The organism is Streptomyces sp. MS191 (assembly GCF_008042125.1).
Lineage (GTDB): Bacteria > Actinomycetota > Actinomycetes > Streptomycetales > Streptomycetaceae > Streptomyces.
The window spans coordinates 134,978-153,886 of the sequence record NZ_RDBI01000066.1 but is presented as its reverse complement, the minus strand read 5'-3'; the positions used below and the strand labels follow the sequence as shown (position 1 = coordinate 153,886).

Genomic DNA, 18,909 nt, shown 5'->3' with positions numbered 1-18,909 from the left:
CCGCCGGGTCAGACCAGCCGGCGGGCGGTCGCCCAGCGGGTCAGCTCGTGCCGGTTGGACAGCTGCAGCTTGCGCAGCACGGCGGAGACGTGCGACTCGACCGTCTTCACCGAGATGTAGAGCTGCTTGGCGATCTCCTTGTACGCGTATCCGCGGGCGATCAGCCGCAGCACCTCACGCTCCCGCTGGGTGAGGCGGTCCAGGTCCTCGTCCACCGGCGGCGCGTCGGTCGAGGCGAAGGCGTCCAGGACGAAGCCCGCCAGCCGCGGCGAGAACACCGCGTCGCCCTCCTGGACCCGGAAGATCGAATCGACCAGGTCGGTGCCGGTGATCGTCTTGGTCACGTAACCGCGGGCGCCGCCGCGGATCACGCCGATGACGTCCTCGGCCGCGTCCGAGACCGACAGGGCGAGGAAGCGGACGGGCTGCTCGGCGGCCGCCATCAGGCTCGCGCAGCGGCGCAGCACCTCGACGCCGCCGCCTCCCGGCAGGTGGACGTCCAGCAGGACGACCTCGGGCCGCGTCGCGGTGATGACCGCGACCGCCTGCTCGACGTCGGCGGCCTCGCCGACCACCTCGACGCCGGTGACGTCGGTCCGGCCGATCTCGGCCTGCACACCCGTGCGGAACATCCGGTGGTCGTCGACGAGCACGACCCGTACACGGCGCTCCGGGGTCTCCTCCGCGGTCGTCCCGGTCCCGGTCTCGTCGCTCATGCGTCCGCCCTCTCCATCTCAAGCTCCACTTCGGTGCCTCCGCCCGGTACGGACCGCAGCCGCGCGGAACCGCCGTGGCGCTGCATCCGGCCGATGATCGATTCTCGTACGCCCATCCGGTCGCCGGGTACCGAATCCAGATCGAAGCCCGGGCCCCGGTCCCGGACGGAGACGAAGACCGTACGGCCCTCCACCTCGGCGTAGACCTGCACCGCCCCTCCCTGGCCACCGTACTTCGCGGCGTTGACCATCGCCTCACGCGCGGCCTGCATCTGTGCGGCCAGTTTGTCGTCGAGGGGGCAGTCGCCGACGACCACGACCTCCAGCGGCACGCCGTGCTTGTCCTCGACCTCGGCCGCGGCCTTCTTCACGGCCTCGGCGAGGGTGTCGGGCTCCTCGCCCTCGTCCTTGCCGGTGCCCTCGGGCTTGTACAGCCAGTTCCGCAGCTCCCGCTCCTGGGCCCGGGCCAGGCGGCGTACCTCGCCCGGGTCCTCGGCGTTGCGCTGGATCAGGGTCAGCGTGTGCAGCACGGAGTCGTGGACGTGGGCGGCGACCTCGGCCCGCTCCTGGGCGCGGATGCGCATGGTCCGCTCCTCGGAGAGGTCCTGCGACATCCGCACCAGCCAGGGCCCGGCGAGCAGCGCGATGCCGGTGAGCACGGCTATCGCGGCGGTGAACGCCGTGCCGAGCTGGGCGGCCGAGCCGCGGACGACCATGAAGGCGGTGAGCCCGAGGCCGACCAGGGCGACGCCCGCGAGCCCGCGGACGAGCTGGAGGGTGCGCCGGCGGCGGCCCGCGTCGGTCCAGCTGGCACGCCGGGCGTTGTCCGCCTGGCGCCAGACGAGCACGACGCCGACGCCGATCAGCAGGGTCGGCCAGACGTAGCGGTCGGCCTGGTTGCCGAAGTCGATGTTGCCGACGAAGACGGCGGCGCCGATGGCCAGGGCGATGAGCGCGAAGACCTGGCCGCGGTCCGGCTTGCGCAGCCGGCGCCGGCCGTCGGCGGTGGTCTCGAAGACGGGGCGTGGCGCACTGCGGCCGCCGACGCCGAGCGGGACGACGATCCAGAACACGGCGTACAGCAGGGCGCCGAGGCCGTCCGCGAGGAGGAGCGCCGCGAACAGGGCGCGGACCCAGACGACGGGCAGCCCCAGATGTCCCGCGAGACCGCGCGCGACACCGCCGAGCCACCGTCCGTCGGCGCTCCTGTAGAGCTTGCGCACGGGCGGTTCGTCGGTCTCGGCGACGCGGGCGGTGGTCGGCATGCACCGATCGTCACACGGACGCCCGTGCGGGAACATCAGGGTCGGCCCTGAGATCGCCCCTGACTCGGCCTCGGGGTGACGCGCCGCGCGAAGATCAGGGTCGGGCCAGGGTCGGTCCCGGTGCCGCGCGAGGTCACGGGCCGTCACCATGGAGCCATGACGAGTTCGACGCCTTCCTCGCACGAGGCACCGCCGCCGGCGGAGGCCCCGCCCCTCGCGTCGCTGCGGCGTTCGCAGCGGCACAAGGTGGTGGCCGGGGTCTGCGGTGGCCTCGGGCGCCACTTCGACCTGGACCCGGTGATCTTCCGGATCTCGGTCGGCGTGCTGTCGGTCACCGGAGGCATCGGGCTGATCTTCTACGGCTTCGCCTGGCTGCTGATACCGCTCGCGGGCGAGGAGGAGAACGAAGGGCGCAGGCTGCTGGCCGGCCGGGTCGACGGGGCCTCGCTGGCGGCCGTGCTGATGGCGCTCGCCGGCTGCGGCGTGTTCCTGTCGATGCTGGGGAACGGCGGCACGCTCGCGTTCGGGATGATGCTGTCGATAGCGGTGTGCGGCGCGGCCGCCTGGTCGAGGCAGCGGCGCCAGGCCGTCGGCGCCGAACCGGAGAGCCGGCTGGACGCGGCCACCGCCGCCGCGGTCGCCGAGGCGCCGCCGGAGACGAAGGCCCCGCCGCTGGTGGAGTTCCCGTCCTGGTGGAAGGACCCCATCGTCAAGGACGGGTCGACCGGCAGGATCGCCGTCGGCTACCTCTGGGGGCCGCACGGTGTCATGGAGAACGGCGAGTTCCCCGGCGGCGAGGTGCCGGTGCCCGGCAGCCAGTGGGGGCGCAGCACGCCCGAAGCGAAGGGCGGGCCGGCCGCGTCCGCGGTCCGGCGCGGCCCGCGTTCGATCGGTGGCACGGTCTTCCTGCTGGCGTTGCTGGCGGGTGGTCTCGGCACCGGCCTGTCGTGGGAGACGCACCCGCTGGGCACGAGCCTGCAGATCGGCCTGGTCGCCGCGCTGGCGGTGTTCGGCCTGGGCCTGGTGCTCTCCAGCTTCCTCGGCAGGACCGGCTTCGGCACGATCTTCCTGACGATCGTCACGGCGGGTCTGCTGGCGGTGGCGGTCGCCCTCCCGAAGGAGATCTCCACCGACTGGGCCCGGACGACCTGGAGGCCGGCGACGGTCGCCGCCGTGCAGCCCCGGTACGAACTGGGCACGGGCGCCGGCACCCTCGACGTGTCCGGACTCGTCGTGCCCGCGGGCACGACGGTCACGACCGAGGTGGAGGTCGGCGCCGGAAAGCTGCAGGTGATCGTCCCGAAGAACGTCACGGTGAAACTGCGGGCCCAGGTCGGCCTGGGCGATCTCCAGCTCCCCCAGCAGCACCCCGGGGACATCGACATCGCCCCGGACCGGGACGTGACCCGGACGCTCACCCCTCCGGCGGGCACCACCCCGGCCGGCACGCTGGACCTCTCCCTGGAGGTCGGTCTCGGACAGGTGGAGGTCACCCGTGCTGCTTCATGAGTTCCGTCCCGGGCGGCTGATCGCCGGTGCGACCGCCCTCGCCCTCGCCGTCCTCTACGCGGGTGACGCGGCCGCCGCCTGGGTCGCCCCCTGGTACGCGGTGGTGCCGGTGCTCTGCGGCGGCCTGGGCACTGCGGCCCTGGCCACCTGGGTGGCCTACCGGATACGCCGGCGTTCGGCGAGGAGCGCGTCGAGCGACAGCACCGAGGCACCGGCGAGCACCAGCGGCAGCCAGGACATCAGGTAGGCCAGGTCGTTCCCGTAGTAGTACGGGTCGGTCTGCCAGCTGACGGTCAGCCACAGGCTCAGCGAGATCAGCGCGCCGCCGAGGGCGGCCAGCCGGGCGAAGAGCCCCACCAGGGTCCCGATGCCGACGGCCAGCTCTCCGAGGGCGATGGCGTACGCGAAGCCGACGGGGTTGTGGAGCGCGAGGTCCACGAGGGCCGGGATGGCGGAGCTGTCCCGAACGCCCCGCATCATCTCGCCGATCGAGCCCGTGCCGGAGTCGGACAGGAAGGCGGGGTCGGTGAGTTTGTCGATCCCCGCGTAGATGAAGGTGATGCCGAGGAAGAGCCGTAGCGGCAGCAGGGCGTACCGCGACGCGGTCGCCTTCCAGCCGGTGACGGCGCCTCCGCCCGGCATGCCGTGCGCCCCGCTCGTCCGCTGCCTTCGTGCCATCGTCGGCCTGCCTCTCCGCGCCACTGTCCGCAGGACCGATTGTCCCCGGACCCCCTGTATCTGGATACGCGGGGAGCGCGTCGGGAGTTCAGGCCGCCCGGCCCGGGCTCAGTCGACGACGTCGATCGTGACCCGATTGGTCTCCACGCCGGCCGCCGTCACGACCCACACCTCGACCCGGCCGGGCTCCACGTCCGCCGGGAGCGGCACGGTGAGGGCGGTGTCCGTCGGGTTGGCGAATCCGCCGGCCACCGGGACCAGCGGCACGTGGGCGTGCACGGATCCGATCCGTACGACCAGTCGGGTCAAGGCGTCCGGGCCGTGGGCGCCCGCCGGGACGAACCCGAGGCCGCGGATCTCGATGTCGTCGCCGGTCCGGATCGGGGCGTCCAGGTCGCCGGCCTCGCGGGACCGGACCACGGAGAGGACCGTCGGACGGCCGCCCTCGGCGCCCTTCGCGGCGAGGTACCAGGCCGCCGAGACCGCGACCAGGAGCACCAGGGTCCAGGGCGGCCCGGGCAGCCGGTCGGGTTCCCGCCCGAGCCGGACCCCGCACAGCACCAGGGCGGCGGCGGACACCACGACGTACTGGACGTCGGCGAGCGAGGCCCGGCCGTCGTCGTCGCAGAGCAGGTCGGCGGCGCGCGGCCGGTCGGCCCGGATCTTCTGCAGGCGCTGCCCCACGATCCGGACCCGGACGAGGGCGTGCGCGGCGACGGAGACGGCGGCCGTCAGCGCGGCCACGGCCGGCAGCCCGGCACCGTGGGCGAGCCCGAGGCCGATCCCGTCGGCGCCCGTGACCAGGCGCAGGGCGAGGAAGAGCACGGTGTACGCGACGAGGAGCAGCCAGCCGGCGGCGACCGCGCGGGAGGTGGAGAGCCGGTTGTCCGGCCCGATCAGCGGCGCGAGGAGCCCGCCGCGCGCCCGGTGCGCCTGGGCCGCGGCGGTCAGCGGCACCGCCAGGAGGAGCGCCGCGACCAGCGCGGCGGTGCGTGGTCCCGTCCATCCCGTGCCGGTCGCGGTGAGCGCCTGCCCGAGGAGGAGGGCGAGGACCGCGCCCCAGACGGCGCCGAAGGTGGCGCCGCGCACCCGGCGGAACCAGGCGTCGCCCGCGGCGGTCCCGCCCGCGGCGACCGTCCGGGCGGACTGCGCCAGCGCGTCGGAGACCCACTGCCGGGAGGCGACGGGCGAGTGGGCGACCGCTGCGGGCACGCCCCGGCCCTCCGCCAGCTCGTCCCTTCGGGCGAGGAACGCGGCGACCGCGCGCCGGTGCCCCGCCGGACCTCTCTCGGCGCACCGTGCGTGGTCCCCGCACTGTCCGGCTTCCTGTACCGCCACGACAGCCCCACTCCCGATGCTTCAACTTGCCTTTGACTGAGGGGAATTGTGCCGCATCCCGCAGCCCCGCGGAGTGCTTCGAGCGCCCTGCGCAAGAGTGATTGAAGAGTCATCACATTGACGGAAGGACATGTCCTACGACAGGAGTTCGGGCTCCGAGCGGCTGATCCCCCGCCACAGCGGCTGGTAGTTGATCCAGGCGGCCAGATCGGAGCCGAGCTGCTCCCGGGTGGCCATCGCCTCGCGGTGGCCGATCGGCACGGTCTTGCCCGCGGCCCGCGCCTTCAACTGCACCTCGGCGCAGCGCTCCATGGCGATGAACCACCAGGCCGCGGCGTCCACCGAGCCTCCGACGGTCAGCAGTCCGTGGTTGCGCAGGACGATCGCCTTGTACGAACCGAGCGCGGTGGCGATCCGCTTCCCCTCCGCCGGGTCCACGGCGACGCCGGTGTACGCGTCGTAGAGCGCGTGGTCGCGGTAGAAGGCGCAGGCCTCCTGGGTGATCGGCTCGATCAGCTCCCCGAGGGCGGCGAGCGCGCGCCCGTGGACGGAGTGGCTGTGCGCGACGGCGACGACCTCCGGCCTCGCCCGGTGGACCTGCGCGTGCACGGCGAAGGCGGCCTGGTTGACGGGGTGGCCGCCCTGGAGCACCTGACCGTCGCCGTCGACCAGGATCAGCCCGCTCGCGCTCAGTTCGGCGAACGGCACACCGAAGGGGTTGACCCAGAAGCAGTCGGGGAGCTCGGGATCGCGCACGGTCACGTGGCCCGACACGCCTTCCTCGTATCCGAGCCGGCCGAAGAGCCGGAGCGCGCCCGCGAGTCTCCCCTTGCGATGGGCGCGCTCCTCCTCGGCGGTCTCGTGCACGGGAGGCAGGGCGAAGTGGAGCCGCTCGGCGGGCACGGGGGCCGGTATCTCGCTCATGCGCCGGAAGGTAACGCCGGTCATCCCAACTGGCCAGAGAGATCACACGACGAAGCCGCCGCCCCGTCCTGCGGGGCGGCGGCTTCACCGGCGTACGGGAGGGACTACTCCCACTCGATGGTGCCCGGCGGCTTGCTCGTCACGTCGAGCACCACGCGGTTCACATCGGCGACCTCGTTGGTGATGCGGGTGGAGATCCGGGCCAGCACGTCGTAGGGCATGCGGGTCCAGTCCGCCGTCATCGCGTCCTCGGAGGAGACGGGGCGCAGGACGATCGGGTGGCCGTAGGTACGGCCGTCGCCCTGCACGCCCACGGAGCGCACGTCGGCGAGGAGGACCACCGGGCACTGCCAGATCTCGCGGTCGAGACCGGCGGCCGTCAGCTCCTCGCGGGCGATGGCGTCCGCCTCGCGCAGCAGGTCGAGACGGTCCTTGGTGACCTCGCCGACGATGCGGATGCCGAGACCCGGGCCCGGGAAGGGCTGGCGCTGCACGATCTCCTCGGGCAGGCCGAGCTCCTGGCCGACCATGCGGACCTCGTCCTTGAACAGCTGGCGCAGCGGCTCGACGAGCTCGAACTCCAGGTCCTCGGGGAGGCCGCCCACGTTGTGGTGCGACTTGATGTTCGCGGTGCCGGTGCCGCCGCCGGACTCGACGATGTCCGGGTAGAGGGTGCCCTGGACGAGGAACGCGACGTCCTCGCCGACGCCCGCCGACTCCTCGATGATCTCGATCTGCGCCTGCTCGAAGACGCGGATGAACTCACGACCGATGATCTTCCGCTTCTGCTCGGGATCGGAGACCCCGGCGAGCGCGGTGAGGAAGCGCTCCTGCGCGTCGACGACCTTCAGCTGGACGCCGGTGGCGGCCACGAAGTCCTTCTCGACCTGCTCGGTCTCGCCCTTGCGCATCAGGCCGTGGTCGACGTAGACGCAGGTCAGCTGCGAGCCGATGGCCTTCTGGACGAGCGCCGCGGCCACGGCCGAGTCGACGCCGCCGGACAGGCCGCAGATGGCGCGCTTGCTGCCGACCTGCTCGCGGATGGCCGCGACCTGCTCCTCGATGACGTTGCCGGTGGTCCAGGTCGGCTCGATGCCGGCGCCCCGGTAGAGGAAGTGCTCCAGGATCTGCTGACCGTGGGTGGAGTGCAGCACCTCGGGGTGGTACTGGACGCCGTACAGCTTCTTCTCGTCGTTCTCGAAGGCCGCGACCGGCACGACGTCCGTGGACGCGGTGACGGAGAAGCCCTCGGGGGCGGCGGAGCAGGCGTCGCCGTGCGACATCCACACGGACTGCTCGGTCGGGGTGCCCTCGAAGAGGGTCGAACCGGCCCTGGACACGTGCAGCGGCGTGCGGCCGTACTCGCGGGCACCGGTGTTGTCGACGGTGCCGCCGAGGGTGGTCGCCATCAGCTGGAAGCCGTAGCACATGCCGAAGACGGGGACACCCGCCTCGAAGAGGGCACGGTCGAGGCGCGGGGCGCCCTCCGCGTAGACGGACGACGGGCCGCCGGAGAGGATGATCGCCTTGGGGTTCTTGGCCAGCATCTCGGCCACCGGCATGGTGGACGGGACGATCTCGCTGTAGACCCGGGCCTCACGGACACGGCGGGCGATGAGCTGGGCGTACTGGGCCCCGAAGTCGACAACGAGGACTACGTCCGGGTTGGAGACGTCGGGCGCGGCAGCGGGAGTCGCTGATGACACTACGGCGGCCTTCCGGCGGTAGGAGAGGTTCCCCCGAGAGGGGGGCTATTTGTCGATTCTACCGGCGCGCCGGTGGTCGCTTTTCGTCTCACCATCCGAACCCGGTTTGGCCGGCGGCACCGGCCGGGGTCCATACTGTCCGCATGCGCAAGCTCACGACGTACGTCTTTACCTATGGCAACCGGCCCACCGGCTGCCATGGTCGTGCTGCTTGAGCAACTGACAAGCGACTTCCCAGGCGCCCCGGGCCGACAAGGCCCGGGGCGTCTGTCGTATCCGGGCCGTGCCGCCCCGGGGCTCCCCCACCGACACCACGAGGAGCCCCACCATGACCGCCATGCCCACCACCGAGAAGACCGGCGCCCGCACCGACGAGGCCGCGGCCCTGATCGGTGACGCGCGTGACCGGATCGACGCGCTCGACGACCGGATCATCGGCCTGATCCAGGAACGGATGGCCGTCTCGGCCGTCATCCAGGAGGCCCGGATCGGCTCCGGCGGGCGGCGGGTGAACCTGGCGCGCGAGATGGAGGTGCTCGGCCACTACCGGGACGCGCTGGGCAAGCCGGGCACGGCGCTCGCGATGACGATGCTGGAGCTGTGCCGGGGCCGCATCTGAGTGGGCCCCCGCATCTGCGTTCGGGTCCCCTCTCACCCGTACGGCGCGTGACCGGCCCGCGTACCCCTTCGTTGGTCCCGTTGTCCGTGCCACCCAGGGGCGGGCCCGAGAAAACCACGCGTGGCTTCGCTGGAGCGTGTGACGTACCTCAGGTACGTCGTGGGACCTCGCTCCAGCGCGTGTGACCGGACGGCAGGGGACAGCAGCCCGGTCACCCAGAAAAGGCGGTCGGCCCCGGGGACGCCCGGGGCCGACCGCAATCGGTCCAGACGGATGCGCCGGCCGCACCCGTCGAGCACGAGGCGAGACACCCCCGGTCCCTCACCCACAGCTCCACCCACCGCGGCGCAACCCCCCGGCGCCGCGTTCCCTCGGCGCCGCGACCGCCCTGACTCCGGTGCCGACCCCAGGGCCCCGCGCCCGCGACCGGAATCGCGGCGCGGGGCCCTGTCGCGGATCCCGGCCCGGCGCCCCGCCCCGCGCACGGCACCCCGCGCCGTTTCGATAAGTGACGCGTGTCACACGAGGATTCCGTCCTCCGCCTACAACCAACCCCCCTGGTCACAGGTCATCTATGCAGCACCACCCAGAAACTGGAGAGGCGCTGCACTCGGAGGGGGGTGCAGCGCCTCTTCCACGTTCCGGGGGCCGGGCCCTACGGCTTCGGCTCCTTCGCCGCCTTCTTCGGCGGCACGACCGGAATCCCCAGGAACGGCAGCTTCAGCGCCCCGAACGCGTCCGCGGGGACCACCGGGGACTTCGGGGCGACCGCCGCGAGACGGACGTACTCCTCCCCCTGACGCGGCCGGAGGTCCTCCTCGCCCTTGTTCGGCCAGAACGACATCGCCCGCTCCGCCTGCGCCGTGATCGTCAGCGAGGGGTTGACCCCGAGATTGGCGGAGACCGCCGCTCCGTCGACGACGGAGATGCCCGGGTGGCCGTAGAGCCGGTGGTACGGATCGATGACACCGGACTCGGCGTCGGCCCCGATCGGGCAGCCGCCCAGGAAGTGCGCGGTCAGCGGGGTGCCCATGAGCTCGCCGATGTTGGAGCCGGCGAAGCCGTTGATCTCCTCCGCGAGCAGGGCTGCGGCGCGGGTCGCCTCGGGGATCTGGTTGGGGTTGGGCGCGCCGTGGCCCTGGCGGGCGGTGAGCAGGCCCTTCCCGATGCCGCCGGGCTTGCGGTAGGTGGTCAGCGAGTTGTCCAGGGACTGCATGACCAGTCCGATGATGGTCCGCTCCGACCAGCGGCGGTTGGAGAGCGAGCGGAGCGCGAGCGTCGGGTGCTTGACGATCTCCAGGAGCCAGTTCCGTACCCGGTGCGCGCCGTAGGGCACCTGGAGGATCGTCATGCCGCCCATGGCGTTCGAGCCCTTGCCGTACCGCACCGGCTCGATGTGGGTGTTCTCGTCCGGGTGGATGGAGGACGTGATCGCGACGCCGCGCGTGAAGTCGACCTTCGGCTTCCCGTGGCGCTTCCGGTAGCGCCGGTCGGTGGTCTGCGAGCCGACCAGGGCCTCGGAGTTGGTGCGGGTCAGCTCCCCGAGCCGGGCCGGGATACGGGGCAGCAGGCCGGTGTCCTTCATCCGGTGCAGCAGGGTCTGCGTGCCGTACGTGCCGGCCGCGACGACGACGTGGCGGGCCGTGAACGTCCGGCCCTTCCCCTTCTTGCGGTCGTCGGTGGGGAGGGTCTTCACGGCGAAGCCGCCCCGGGCGTCCTCGGTGAGGGCCACGACCGAGGTCATCGGGTGGACGACGGCGCCGGCCTTCTCGGCGAGGTAGAGGTAGTTCTCGTTGAGGGTGTTCTTGGCGCCGTGCCGGCAGCCGGTCATGCACTCGCCGCACTCGGTGCACGCCTTGCGGGACGGCCCCGCCCCGCCGAAGTACGGGTCGGCCACCTCGCCGCCCGGCTTCGCCCGCGTCGCGGCGCCCCCCTCGCCGCCGCCCGCGTCCTCGCCGTCCCCGAAGAAGACGCCGACCGGCGCCATGTGGAAGGTGTCGCCGATGCCCATGGCCTGCGCCGTCGCCTTCAGATGGACGTCGGAGGGGGTCATCGTCGGGTTGATCCGGACACCCAGCATCCGCTTGGCCTGGTCGTAGTAGGGCGTCAGCTCCTCCTGCCAGTCCGTGATGTCCTTCCACTGCGGGTCGTCGAAGAACGGCGCCGGCGGCACGTACAGCGTGTTCGCGTAGTTGAGGGAGCCGCCGCCCACGCCCGCGCCGGCCAGCACCATGACGTTGCCCAGCAGGTGGATCCGCTGGATGCCGTAGAGGCCGAGGGCGGGCGCCCAGAGGAAGTTCTTCACGTCCCAGGAGTTCTTCGGCAGGGTCGCGCGGGTGAAGCGGCGGCCGGCCTCCAGGACGCCGACCCGATAGCCCTTCTCGGTCAGGCGCAGGGCCGTGACCGAGCCCCCGAAGCCGGAGCCGACCACGATGACGTCGTAGTCGTACGCGTCGTCCTCGGCCTGATTCTGGGCAGGGGGTACCGCGGTCATGGCTCTCCTCGTGCGGAAAAGGGGGCGGGCAAGGAACTCGGGACGGAACGGGTCAGCGCAGGCGCAGGGCCTTCATGACCTTCAGGGAGGTGCTCATGAACGCGGCGTACTTCTCGTCGTCCATCCCGAAGGACGGCGCGAGGGGCATCAGCCGCTGCTGGGCGACGGTCTGGGCCTCGGTGAACTTCAGGATGCCCTCGGAGCCGTGGCGGCGGCCGAGCCCGGAGTCCTTCATGCCGCCCATCGGCGCCTGGACACTGCCGTACGCGGGGGCGTAGCCCTCGTTGATGTTGACGGTGCCGGTGCGCAGCCGGGCGGCGACGGCGTGGCCGCGCTTCGCGTCCTTGGTCCAGACGGAGGAGTTGAGGCCGTACGGGGTGCCGTTGGCCTGCTCGACGACCTCGTCCTCGTCGGCGAACCGGTAGATCGAGACGACCGGCCCGAAGGTCTCCTCCGAGCACACGGCCATCGGGGCCTCGACGCCGTCGAGGATGGTGGGCTCGTAGAACAGCGGGCCGATGTCGGGACGGGCCACGCCGCCCGCGACGAGCCGGGCGCCCTTCTCGACGGCCTCCTCGACGTGCCGGGTGACGGTCTCCAGCTGCCGGTCGCTGACCAGGGAACCCATGTCGGCGCCGTACGCGAGCGCGTTGCCGAGGCGCATCGCCTTCGTCCGGGCGGCGAAGCGCTCCAGGAACGCGTCGGCGACGGACTCGTGCACGTACAGCCGCTCGATGGAGATGCAGAGCTGGCCCGCGGAGGAGAAGCAGGCGCGGACGGCGCCGGCGGCCGCCTTCTCGATGTCGGCGTCCTTGAGGACGATCATCGCGTTCTTGCCGCCGAGTTCGAGGGTGACGCCGACGAGGCGGGCGGCGGCGCCCTGCGCCACCTCGCGGCCGGTGCGGGTGGAGCCGGTGAAGGAGACGTAGTCGGCGTGCTTGACGACCTCGGGGCCCACCACCGGCCCGTCACCGAGGACGACCTGGAAGACGCCGGCCGGCAGACCGGCCTCGACGAGCAGGTCGCGCGCCCACAGCGCGGTCAGCGCGGTCTCGGTGTCCGGCTTCATGACGACGGCGTTGCCCGCGACGAAGGCAGGCAGCGCGTCGCCGACGGACAGCTCCAGCGGGTAGTTCCAGGGCGCGATCTGCCCGACGACCCCGCGCGGCTGGCGCAGCTCGGTGACCTTGGTCAGGGTCGGGACGACGCCGGTGTGGTGCTTCGGGCGCAGGTACGCGGGGGCCTTGCGGCCGTAGTGGCGGGCGGCGACGGCGACCGCCTGCACCTCCTCGTGGGCGTGCAGCCGCGCCTTGCCCGTCTCCAGCTGGATGAGGTCGAGGACCTCGGCCTGGCGCTCGAGGACCAGGTCGTGGAAGCGCAGCAGGACGGCCGCGCGCGCCTTGACCGGGGTCGCGGCCCACGCGGCCTGGGCGGCACGCGCGCGGGCGAAGGCCTCGGCCACGTCCTCGGGGGTGGACTCGGGCAGCTCCGCCAGTCGCTCACCGGTGAACGGGGTGTGGTTCGCGGTCCGGCCGGAGCCCACGACTCCGCGGGTCAGCTGGGKGACCACCCGGGAGCAGTTCGACATCGTTCTCCGGCACTGGCGGGCACCCGGCGAGCGGACCGACTGACGGGACGGGCGGGTCGAGCCGGCCGGGGGAGTACGCGAGGTGGAAGTCCTGGCCGGCGCGCAGGCCGGAGCCCTCTTCGAGCAGGTCGCGGAGCAGGCCCTCGGTGGTGCCCGGGTGGACGGGGGTTCGCCGGGCAGGTGGCGTTGCCCGGGCGGCTGACCGGTCTCCCCGATGCGCGCCGCGGCGCGGGCGCCGGCCCGGTAGGCGGCGATGGCGCCCGCGCGGGCGGCCCGGACGTCCACGGCCGGGCTCAGGCTTGCGGCTCCGGAAGGCCCGGCGGCGCTCGGCGATCCCGGTGCCGCCGGGGTCCGGGAGGGCTCCGAGGGCGCTCCCGGCAGCTCGGGCCGGTCGGACGTGGCCGGGTCGATCCCCGTGTGCGCGCGGGCGCCGGGGACAGCGGCTCCGGGCACGGTGCCGGGCCGCGGTCCGGGATCGCCGGCGTCCGTGGCGGGGTAGGCGGCCTCGCCGCCGTACGCCTGCTCGTCGTCCTCGGGCACCGGCACCGGGGCGTATCCGCACAACGCCTCCTCGGCCGCCCCCGCCGCGAGCCCGGTGAGCACCACCCGTCCGTCGTCGCAGACGAGCACCGTGCGGGGGGTGATGTTGCGGTGGGTCCAGCCGTGGGCGTGCAGGGCGCGCAGGGCCGTGAGCACGTCCGAACCGATCTCCGCGGCCCGGTAGGGGCTCAGGGGGCGCTCGGCGAGCAGGGCGGCGAGCGGTCGGGCCGCCACCAGTTCGCTGACTATCCACAGCGAACCGGCTTCGGCGAAGACGTCGAAGACCTGGTCGAGGCGCGGATGGTCGGGGATCTGCGCGGCGGCCTGCGCGGCCTCGACGGCCCGCCGGACAGCGGGGTCGGCCGGTCGCCGGGTCGCCCGGCCCTGGGACCGCTGCGGGGTGAAGCCCCGGCCGTCGTCGTCGAGGAACTCCGCGTCGACGACCTCGGGCAACGGCACCTGCCGGACCAGTACCTCCTGGCCGCTGTAGGTGTCGAAGGCGCGCGTCTGGACGAGTTCGTGCGCGTCCGAGGGTGGCAGCGGCAGGCGATAGCGGTCGGCGAGCACCCTTCCCGCGTAGTCCTCCACGACGCCTCCCACCGAGCGCGCTGTCCCCCGTGCCTCACGCGGCGCGGGGATCGCAGCGATCCCGGCGACCACGCAAAGCCGTCAATTCCGGTCCGGACCGTTGCAGTTGACGGCTCTGTTCGACTGCGTACGGTCCAAGACCTCTCACGATACGTGGCGTCGGTCAGTCCTTGGGGCTGAACGTGGCGAACGCCGTCTCCCGCAGCGTCTTGCACTCCGCCGCGTCCCACTGGTCGGCCTTGCAGCTGATCATGATCGAGTAGCCGTGCTTCGCGTCGACCTTGAAACCGCGGTTCAGGACCCGGACGCGCGTACCGCTCTGGGTCCGCTCGAACTCCCAGTCGGCGACCGTCGGATAGCCCTTGTACGACACGGGCTTGATGCCGATGTGGCGGTAGCCGTTGCTGGTCGCGGCCACGCCGACCTGGGCGGCCCGCCAGGCGCTGGCCGCGTCGTCCCTGGGGCTGGCGTTGAAGTCCACCTGGACGCGCGGGAAGCCGCCGTTCGCGCTGAATATCCCGCCGGATTCCTGCCCCGCTATGCCCGTCATCCGGAAGGAGGCGGGCATCGCCATGGTGAAGTGGAAGCGGTCGTTCGTCACCATGGTGTACCCGGCGGGCAGCTGCGTGCCGCCCGTCCCCGGGCCGCCTGTGCCGGGCTGCCCGGACGGGGTGCCGCTCTGCCCGGCGCTACCGCCCGGCTGCTCGCCGCCCTGCTGGCCCGGGTCGCTCGAACCCTGACCCTTGTCCTTGCCGTCACCGCCGTCGTCGCCGCCGTCGGTGTTTCCGGCCGTCGCGCCGGCGGAGGTCACCTTGTCCCCGGTGCCCTTGCCGCCGCCCTGGTTCGCCTTCTCGTCGCCGTTCAGCGAGACGGCCAGGATGGTGCCGAGCAGGGCGAGGACCACGACCGCGGCGATGATGATCAGCGTGCGGCGGGGCACGACGTCGGTGATCGACGCCTTCGCGGGCGTGGGCCTGTTCCCGCCCTGTGCGGACACGGTGCGGGGTTCGGACTTGGCCGTCGCGGCGGCCGCCGCGTTGCGCACCGACTTCAGGGCGCCGCGCATCCGCTCGGCCGCCGCGTCCGCGGTCTCCTTCGCCTTCGGCTTCGAGGTGGACCTCGCGGGGCGGACCGGTGGTGTCGGGGGCAGCGGCGGCAGCGGTACGACGCGGGTGGCCTCGGGCGACGGCTCCGGCTCGACGGCCGTCACGGGCGCGTCGAGCACGGCCCGCAGCAGCACCCGCGCGCCCGCGTCGTCGAGACGCTGGTCGGGGTCCTTCGCGAGCAGGCCGTAGATGACCTTCTCCAGCAGGGGGCCGGCGTTCTTCGGCGGCTCGACCGGCTCGGTCATCACCGCGGTGAGGGTCGCGATCGCGGAGCCCTTGTCGTACGGCGGGCTTCCTTCCACGCTCGCGTACAGCAGTCCGCCCAGCGACCACATGTCGGCGGCCGGACCGGGCTTGTGGCCACGGGCCCGCTCGGGCGAGATGTACGACGGGGCGCCGACGAGCATGCCGGTGGAGGTGATCGAGGGGTCGCCCTCGACCTGGGCGATGCCGAAGTCGGTGAGCACGACCCGGCCGTCCTCCGCGATGAGCACGTTGGACGGCTTCACGTCGCGGTGCAGGATGCCTTCACGGTGCGCGGAGCGCAGCACGTCGAGGATCGCCAGGCCCACCTCGGCCGCGCGGTGCGGGGTCAGGGTGCCGTCCTCGCGCACGGCGTCGGCGAGGGACTTGCCCTCGATGAGCTCCATGACGATCCACGGCCGGTCGTCCTCGYCGACGACGTCGTAGACCGTCACCGCGCCGTTGTTGCGGATCCTGGCGATGGCCTTCGCCTCACGCAGGGTCCGGGTGATGAGGCGTCGCTTCTCGTCCTCGTCGATGCTGTTGGGGAACCGGAGCTCCTTGACGGCGACGGTCCGCCCGAGCGTCTCGTCGACGGCGCGCCACACGGTGCCCATGCCGCCACGGCCGAGCACGGGGCCGATCCGGTACCGCCCGGCGAGGAGGCTTCCCTCGGCGGTGACGGCCGCACCGGAACGTGGCGGCTTCGTGGCACGACCGGTCGCCGCGGGCTTCCGGAGCCCAGCGGCACCGGCTCCGCCCGCCGCGTCGCCACCCGGCGCCGCGGAGGAACCGCCCTGGCCCGCCCTGCCCGCGGCGGACTCGGGGGCGGCCTTGCCGTCGGCACCGTCGGCGGCCCGCCCGGCCGAACCGGACCCGGCCGGAGCCTTGTCCGCCGGAGCCTTGTCCGCGGGCGCCTTGTCCGCGGGCGCCGTGCCGGCCGGTTCGGCTCCCGCCGCTCCGACACCCTGGCCCGACGCGGCGTCAGCCGGCGTCCCTTCCCTCGGCGTCGACGCGTCGCCGGCCGCCGCCGGTCCGGGCACCGCGGCCTGCCCGGCGTCCGTCCGCCGGCCGCCTTCCGCCGCACCGTCCGTACCGGCCCCGGTCTCCGCCCGTGCGTCGGACCCCACGTCCTCCCGCGCTTCACGCGCGGCCGGAACCACACCCCGGTCGCCGTCGGTTCCGGCACCCACACCGGCGTCCCGCCGAGGGTCCCGCGCCGTGTCCCGCGACTGCTCCGCCTCCGACATGCGTCCCCTCTGCGATCCCTGATCTTCGCCCGCGTCTGCCGCTTCCCGCGCGATGCGGTAACCCGCCCTGGAAGAGAGCCCATTGTCTCTCACCCCGGGACCCGTGCTGCTCCCGGGTCCGCACTCCGGGAGGACGGCCTCGGCGGAAAACCACTCCCACCATGCCACCCGACGCCGGACCACCCCCTTCAGGTTCCCCACCCGCCTCCACGAGATCGCACGACTGTCCGCCCAGAGGCCGCATCGGCGACCGATTTCCCCTGCTTCTACCCGAAGAATCCTCGGAGCAACGTCCTCGACGCCCTCGGAATGCCGCCCCGCTCCCTCGCCCGCGCAAGCGCCGGCAAACCTTCCTCCGACCCGGGCCGGGTGGCCGAAAACGATCGCCGACGGCGCGGTGACCGATCGGCCTGCCGGAACCCCCGGCCCGCACCGGCCGAAGCGCCCGGATCGACACCGGCCGCCGGCCGGGACCGTCCGGGTCGCCCGAAGCGCACCCGAGGTCCCTCCCGAGCCGGCCGGAGGTACGTCCGGGGCCGCCAAGGACGGCCGCCGGCACGCCCCCGGACGTACGGTCAGATCGGCACGATGTCCGGTGCGCCCAGTCGCGCCGCGTCGGCCGTCAGGTCGTCGGGCTGCCGCTGGGACTCGCGTTCCGCCTCCACCCGCTTCTCGTAGTGCTCGATCTCCTTCTCGATCTGGTGCGCGTCCCAGCCCAGGACGGGCGCCATCAGTTCCGCGCACTCCCGTGCGCTGCGCGTGCCCCGGTCGAAGGTCTCGATCGAGATCCGGGTCCGCCGGGTCAGCACGTCGTCCAGATGCCTGGCCCCCTCGTGGGAGGCGGCGTAGACGATCTCGGCCCGCAGGTAGTCGTCGGCCGCCGCCAGCGGTTCGCCGAGTCCCGGATCGGCGGCGATCAGCTGGAGGACCTCCTCGGCCATCGATCCGTACCGGTTGAGCAGGTGCTCGACACGCACGACGTGGAGTCCGGTGCGCGCGGCGGTCCTCGCCCGCGCGTTCCACAGAGCCCGGTACCCCTCGGCGCCGAGGAGCGGGACGTCCTCGGTGACGCAGGCGGCCACCCGCTGGTCGAGCCCGTGCACGGCCTCGTCCACGGCGTCCTTGGCCATCACGCGGTAGGTGGTGTACTTGCCGCCGGCCACGACGACCAGGCCGGGTGCCGGGTGGGCGACGGTGTGCTCCCGCGAGAGCTTGCTGGTGGCGTCCGACTCGCCGGCCAGCAGCGGCCGCAGTCCCGCGTAGACCCCCTGGACGTCGTCCCGGCCGAGCGGGACGGCCAGCACGCTGTTCACGTGCTCCAGCAGGTAGTCGATGTCCGCGCTGGACGCGGCCGGATGGGCCTTGTCCAGGTCCCAGTCGGTGTCCGTGGTGCCCACGATCCAGTGCCTGCCCCACGGGATCACGAACAGGACGGACTTCTCGGTCCGCAGGATCAGGCCGGTGGTGGAGTGGATCCGGTCCTTCGGCACCACCAGGTGGATGCCCTTCGACGCCCTGACGTGGAACTGCCCCCTCTCCCCGATGAGCGCCTGGGTGTCGTCCGTCCACACCCCGGTCGCGTTCACGATCTGCTTGGCGCGGATCTCGTACTCGCCGCCGGTCTCCACGTCCTGGACCCGGGCCCCCACCACCCGCTCCCCCTCGCGCAGGAAGCCGACGACCCGCGCCCGGCTGGCGACCTTCGCCCCGTAGGACGCCGCGGTGCGCACCAGCGTGGCGACGAACCGGGCGTCGTCCATCTGGGCGTCGTAGTACTGCATCGCCCCGACCAGGGCGTCCTTCCGCAGACAGGGCGCCACGCGCAGGGCGCCCTTGCGGGAGAGGTGGCGGTGGACCGGGAGCCCGCGGCCGTGGCCCGACGACACCGACATCGCGTCGTAGAGCGCGACGCCGGCACCGGCGTAGAAACGCTCCCAGCCCTTGTGCTGCAGGGGGTAGAGGAAGGGCACCGGCTTCACCAGATGGGGTGCGAGCCGCTCCAGCAGCAGCCCGCGCTCCTTCAGCGCCTCCCGGACCAGCGCGAAGTCCAGCATCTCCAGATAGCGGAGCCCGCCGTGGATGAGCTTGCTCGACCGGCTGGACGTGCCCGACGCCCAGTCCCGGGCCTCGACCAGGCCGGTCGACAGTCCTCTCGTGACCGCGTCGAGGGCCGTACCGGCGCCGACCACGCCGGCTCCCACGACGAGCACGTCGAGTTCGCGCTCGGCCATCGTCACGAGCGCCTCGGTGCGCTCGGCGGGTCCCAGTGTCGCTGTCCTCACTGCTGCCTCCCGTCGTCCCCCCCGTGTGGTCGGGCTCACAGACTCGATTCTGTCCCGCCCCTC

General features: G+C 73.0%; 12 protein-coding genes. 2 read left to right on the top strand and 10 right to left on the bottom strand.

All coding sequences use genetic code 11. The features are described from left to right. Positions 1-8: 8 nt before the first annotated feature. Both EAO71_RS29275 and EAO71_RS29270 read right to left on the bottom strand, forming a co-directional pair. Positions 9-716, bottom strand: a complete 708-nt coding sequence (locus EAO71_RS29275) for a LuxR C-terminal-related transcriptional regulator (RefSeq protein ID WP_147980814.1) — start codon at positions 714-716, stop codon at positions 9-11. Next, a complete protein-coding gene (locus tag EAO71_RS29270) occupies positions 713-1,981 on the bottom strand; it encodes an ATP-binding protein (protein WP_147980813.1) in 1,269 nt (422 codons plus the stop codon). The genes EAO71_RS29275 and EAO71_RS29270 overlap by 4 nt, the downstream gene beginning before the upstream one ends. Positions 1,982-2,137: 156 nt before the next feature. Between EAO71_RS29270 and EAO71_RS29265 the strand changes: the two genes are divergently transcribed. After that, positions 2,138-3,490 carry a PspC domain-containing protein gene (locus EAO71_RS29265; protein WP_147980812.1) on the top strand — a complete coding sequence of 451 codons (1,353 nt, stop codon included), beginning with the start codon at positions 2,138-2,140 and terminating at the stop codon, positions 3,488-3,490. A 156-nt stretch (positions 3,491-3,646) separates the two neighbouring features. On the opposite strand, the gene EAO71_RS29255 is transcribed toward EAO71_RS29265, so the two are convergent. The 4 genes from EAO71_RS29255 to guaA all read right to left on the bottom strand — a co-directional run bounded on the left by EAO71_RS29255 (position 3,647) and on the right by guaA (position 8,136). Then, a complete protein-coding gene (locus EAO71_RS29255) occupies positions 3,647-4,168 on the bottom strand; it encodes a DoxX family protein (RefSeq protein WP_147980810.1) in 522 nt (173 codons plus the stop codon). A 108-nt stretch (positions 4,169-4,276) separates the two neighbouring features. Next, the gene (locus EAO71_RS29250) at positions 4,277-5,506 is read right to left on the bottom strand and encodes a hypothetical protein (RefSeq protein ID WP_187282872.1); all 1,230 of its coding nucleotides are present in this window, start codon (positions 5,504-5,506) and stop codon (positions 4,277-4,279) included. A 135-nt stretch (positions 5,507-5,641) separates the two neighbouring features. Beyond that, on the bottom strand, positions 5,642-6,430 hold the full coding sequence (locus EAO71_RS29245) for a class II aldolase/adducin family protein (RefSeq protein ID WP_147980808.1): 789 nt from the start codon (positions 6,428-6,430) through the stop codon (positions 5,642-5,644). Between the two features lie 104 nt (positions 6,431-6,534). Next, a complete protein-coding gene (gene guaA, locus EAO71_RS29240; protein ID WP_147980807.1) occupies positions 6,535-8,136 on the bottom strand; it encodes a glutamine-hydrolyzing GMP synthase in 1,602 nt (533 codons plus the stop codon). Positions 8,137-8,464: 328 nt separating this feature from the next. On the opposite strand from guaA, the gene EAO71_RS29235 reads away from it, so the two are divergent. Continuing rightward, positions 8,465-8,755 carry a chorismate mutase gene (locus EAO71_RS29235; protein WP_147980806.1) on the top strand — a complete coding sequence of 97 codons (291 nt, stop codon included), beginning with the start codon at positions 8,465-8,467 and terminating at the stop codon, positions 8,753-8,755. 655 nt (positions 8,756-9,410) lie between these two features. Here EAO71_RS29235 and EAO71_RS29230 read toward each other — a convergent pair. The 4 genes from EAO71_RS29230 to EAO71_RS29210 form a co-directional block, all read right to left on the bottom strand. Then, positions 9,411-11,249: a GMC family oxidoreductase gene (locus EAO71_RS29230; protein ID WP_147980805.1), complete on the bottom strand. Its 1,839-nt coding sequence runs from the start codon at positions 11,247-11,249 to the stop codon at positions 9,411-9,413. Positions 11,250-11,301: 52 nt separating this feature from the next. Continuing rightward, positions 11,302-12,837 carry a succinic semialdehyde dehydrogenase gene (locus EAO71_RS29225; RefSeq protein ID WP_147981317.1) on the bottom strand — a complete coding sequence of 512 codons (1,536 nt, stop codon included), beginning with the start codon at positions 12,835-12,837 and terminating at the stop codon, positions 11,302-11,304. Positions 12,838-14,128: 1,291 nt separating this feature from the next. Continuing rightward, positions 14,129-16,564, bottom strand: coding sequence for a serine/threonine protein kinase (locus EAO71_RS29215; protein WP_147980804.1), 2,436 nt, complete (start codon positions 16,562-16,564; stop codon positions 14,129-14,131). A gap of 575 nt (positions 16,565-17,139) precedes the next feature. Then, a complete protein-coding gene (locus EAO71_RS29210) occupies positions 17,140-18,846 on the bottom strand; it encodes a glycerol-3-phosphate dehydrogenase/oxidase (protein WP_147980803.1) in 1,707 nt (568 codons plus the stop codon). Between the last annotated feature and the right edge of the window lie 63 nt (positions 18,847-18,909).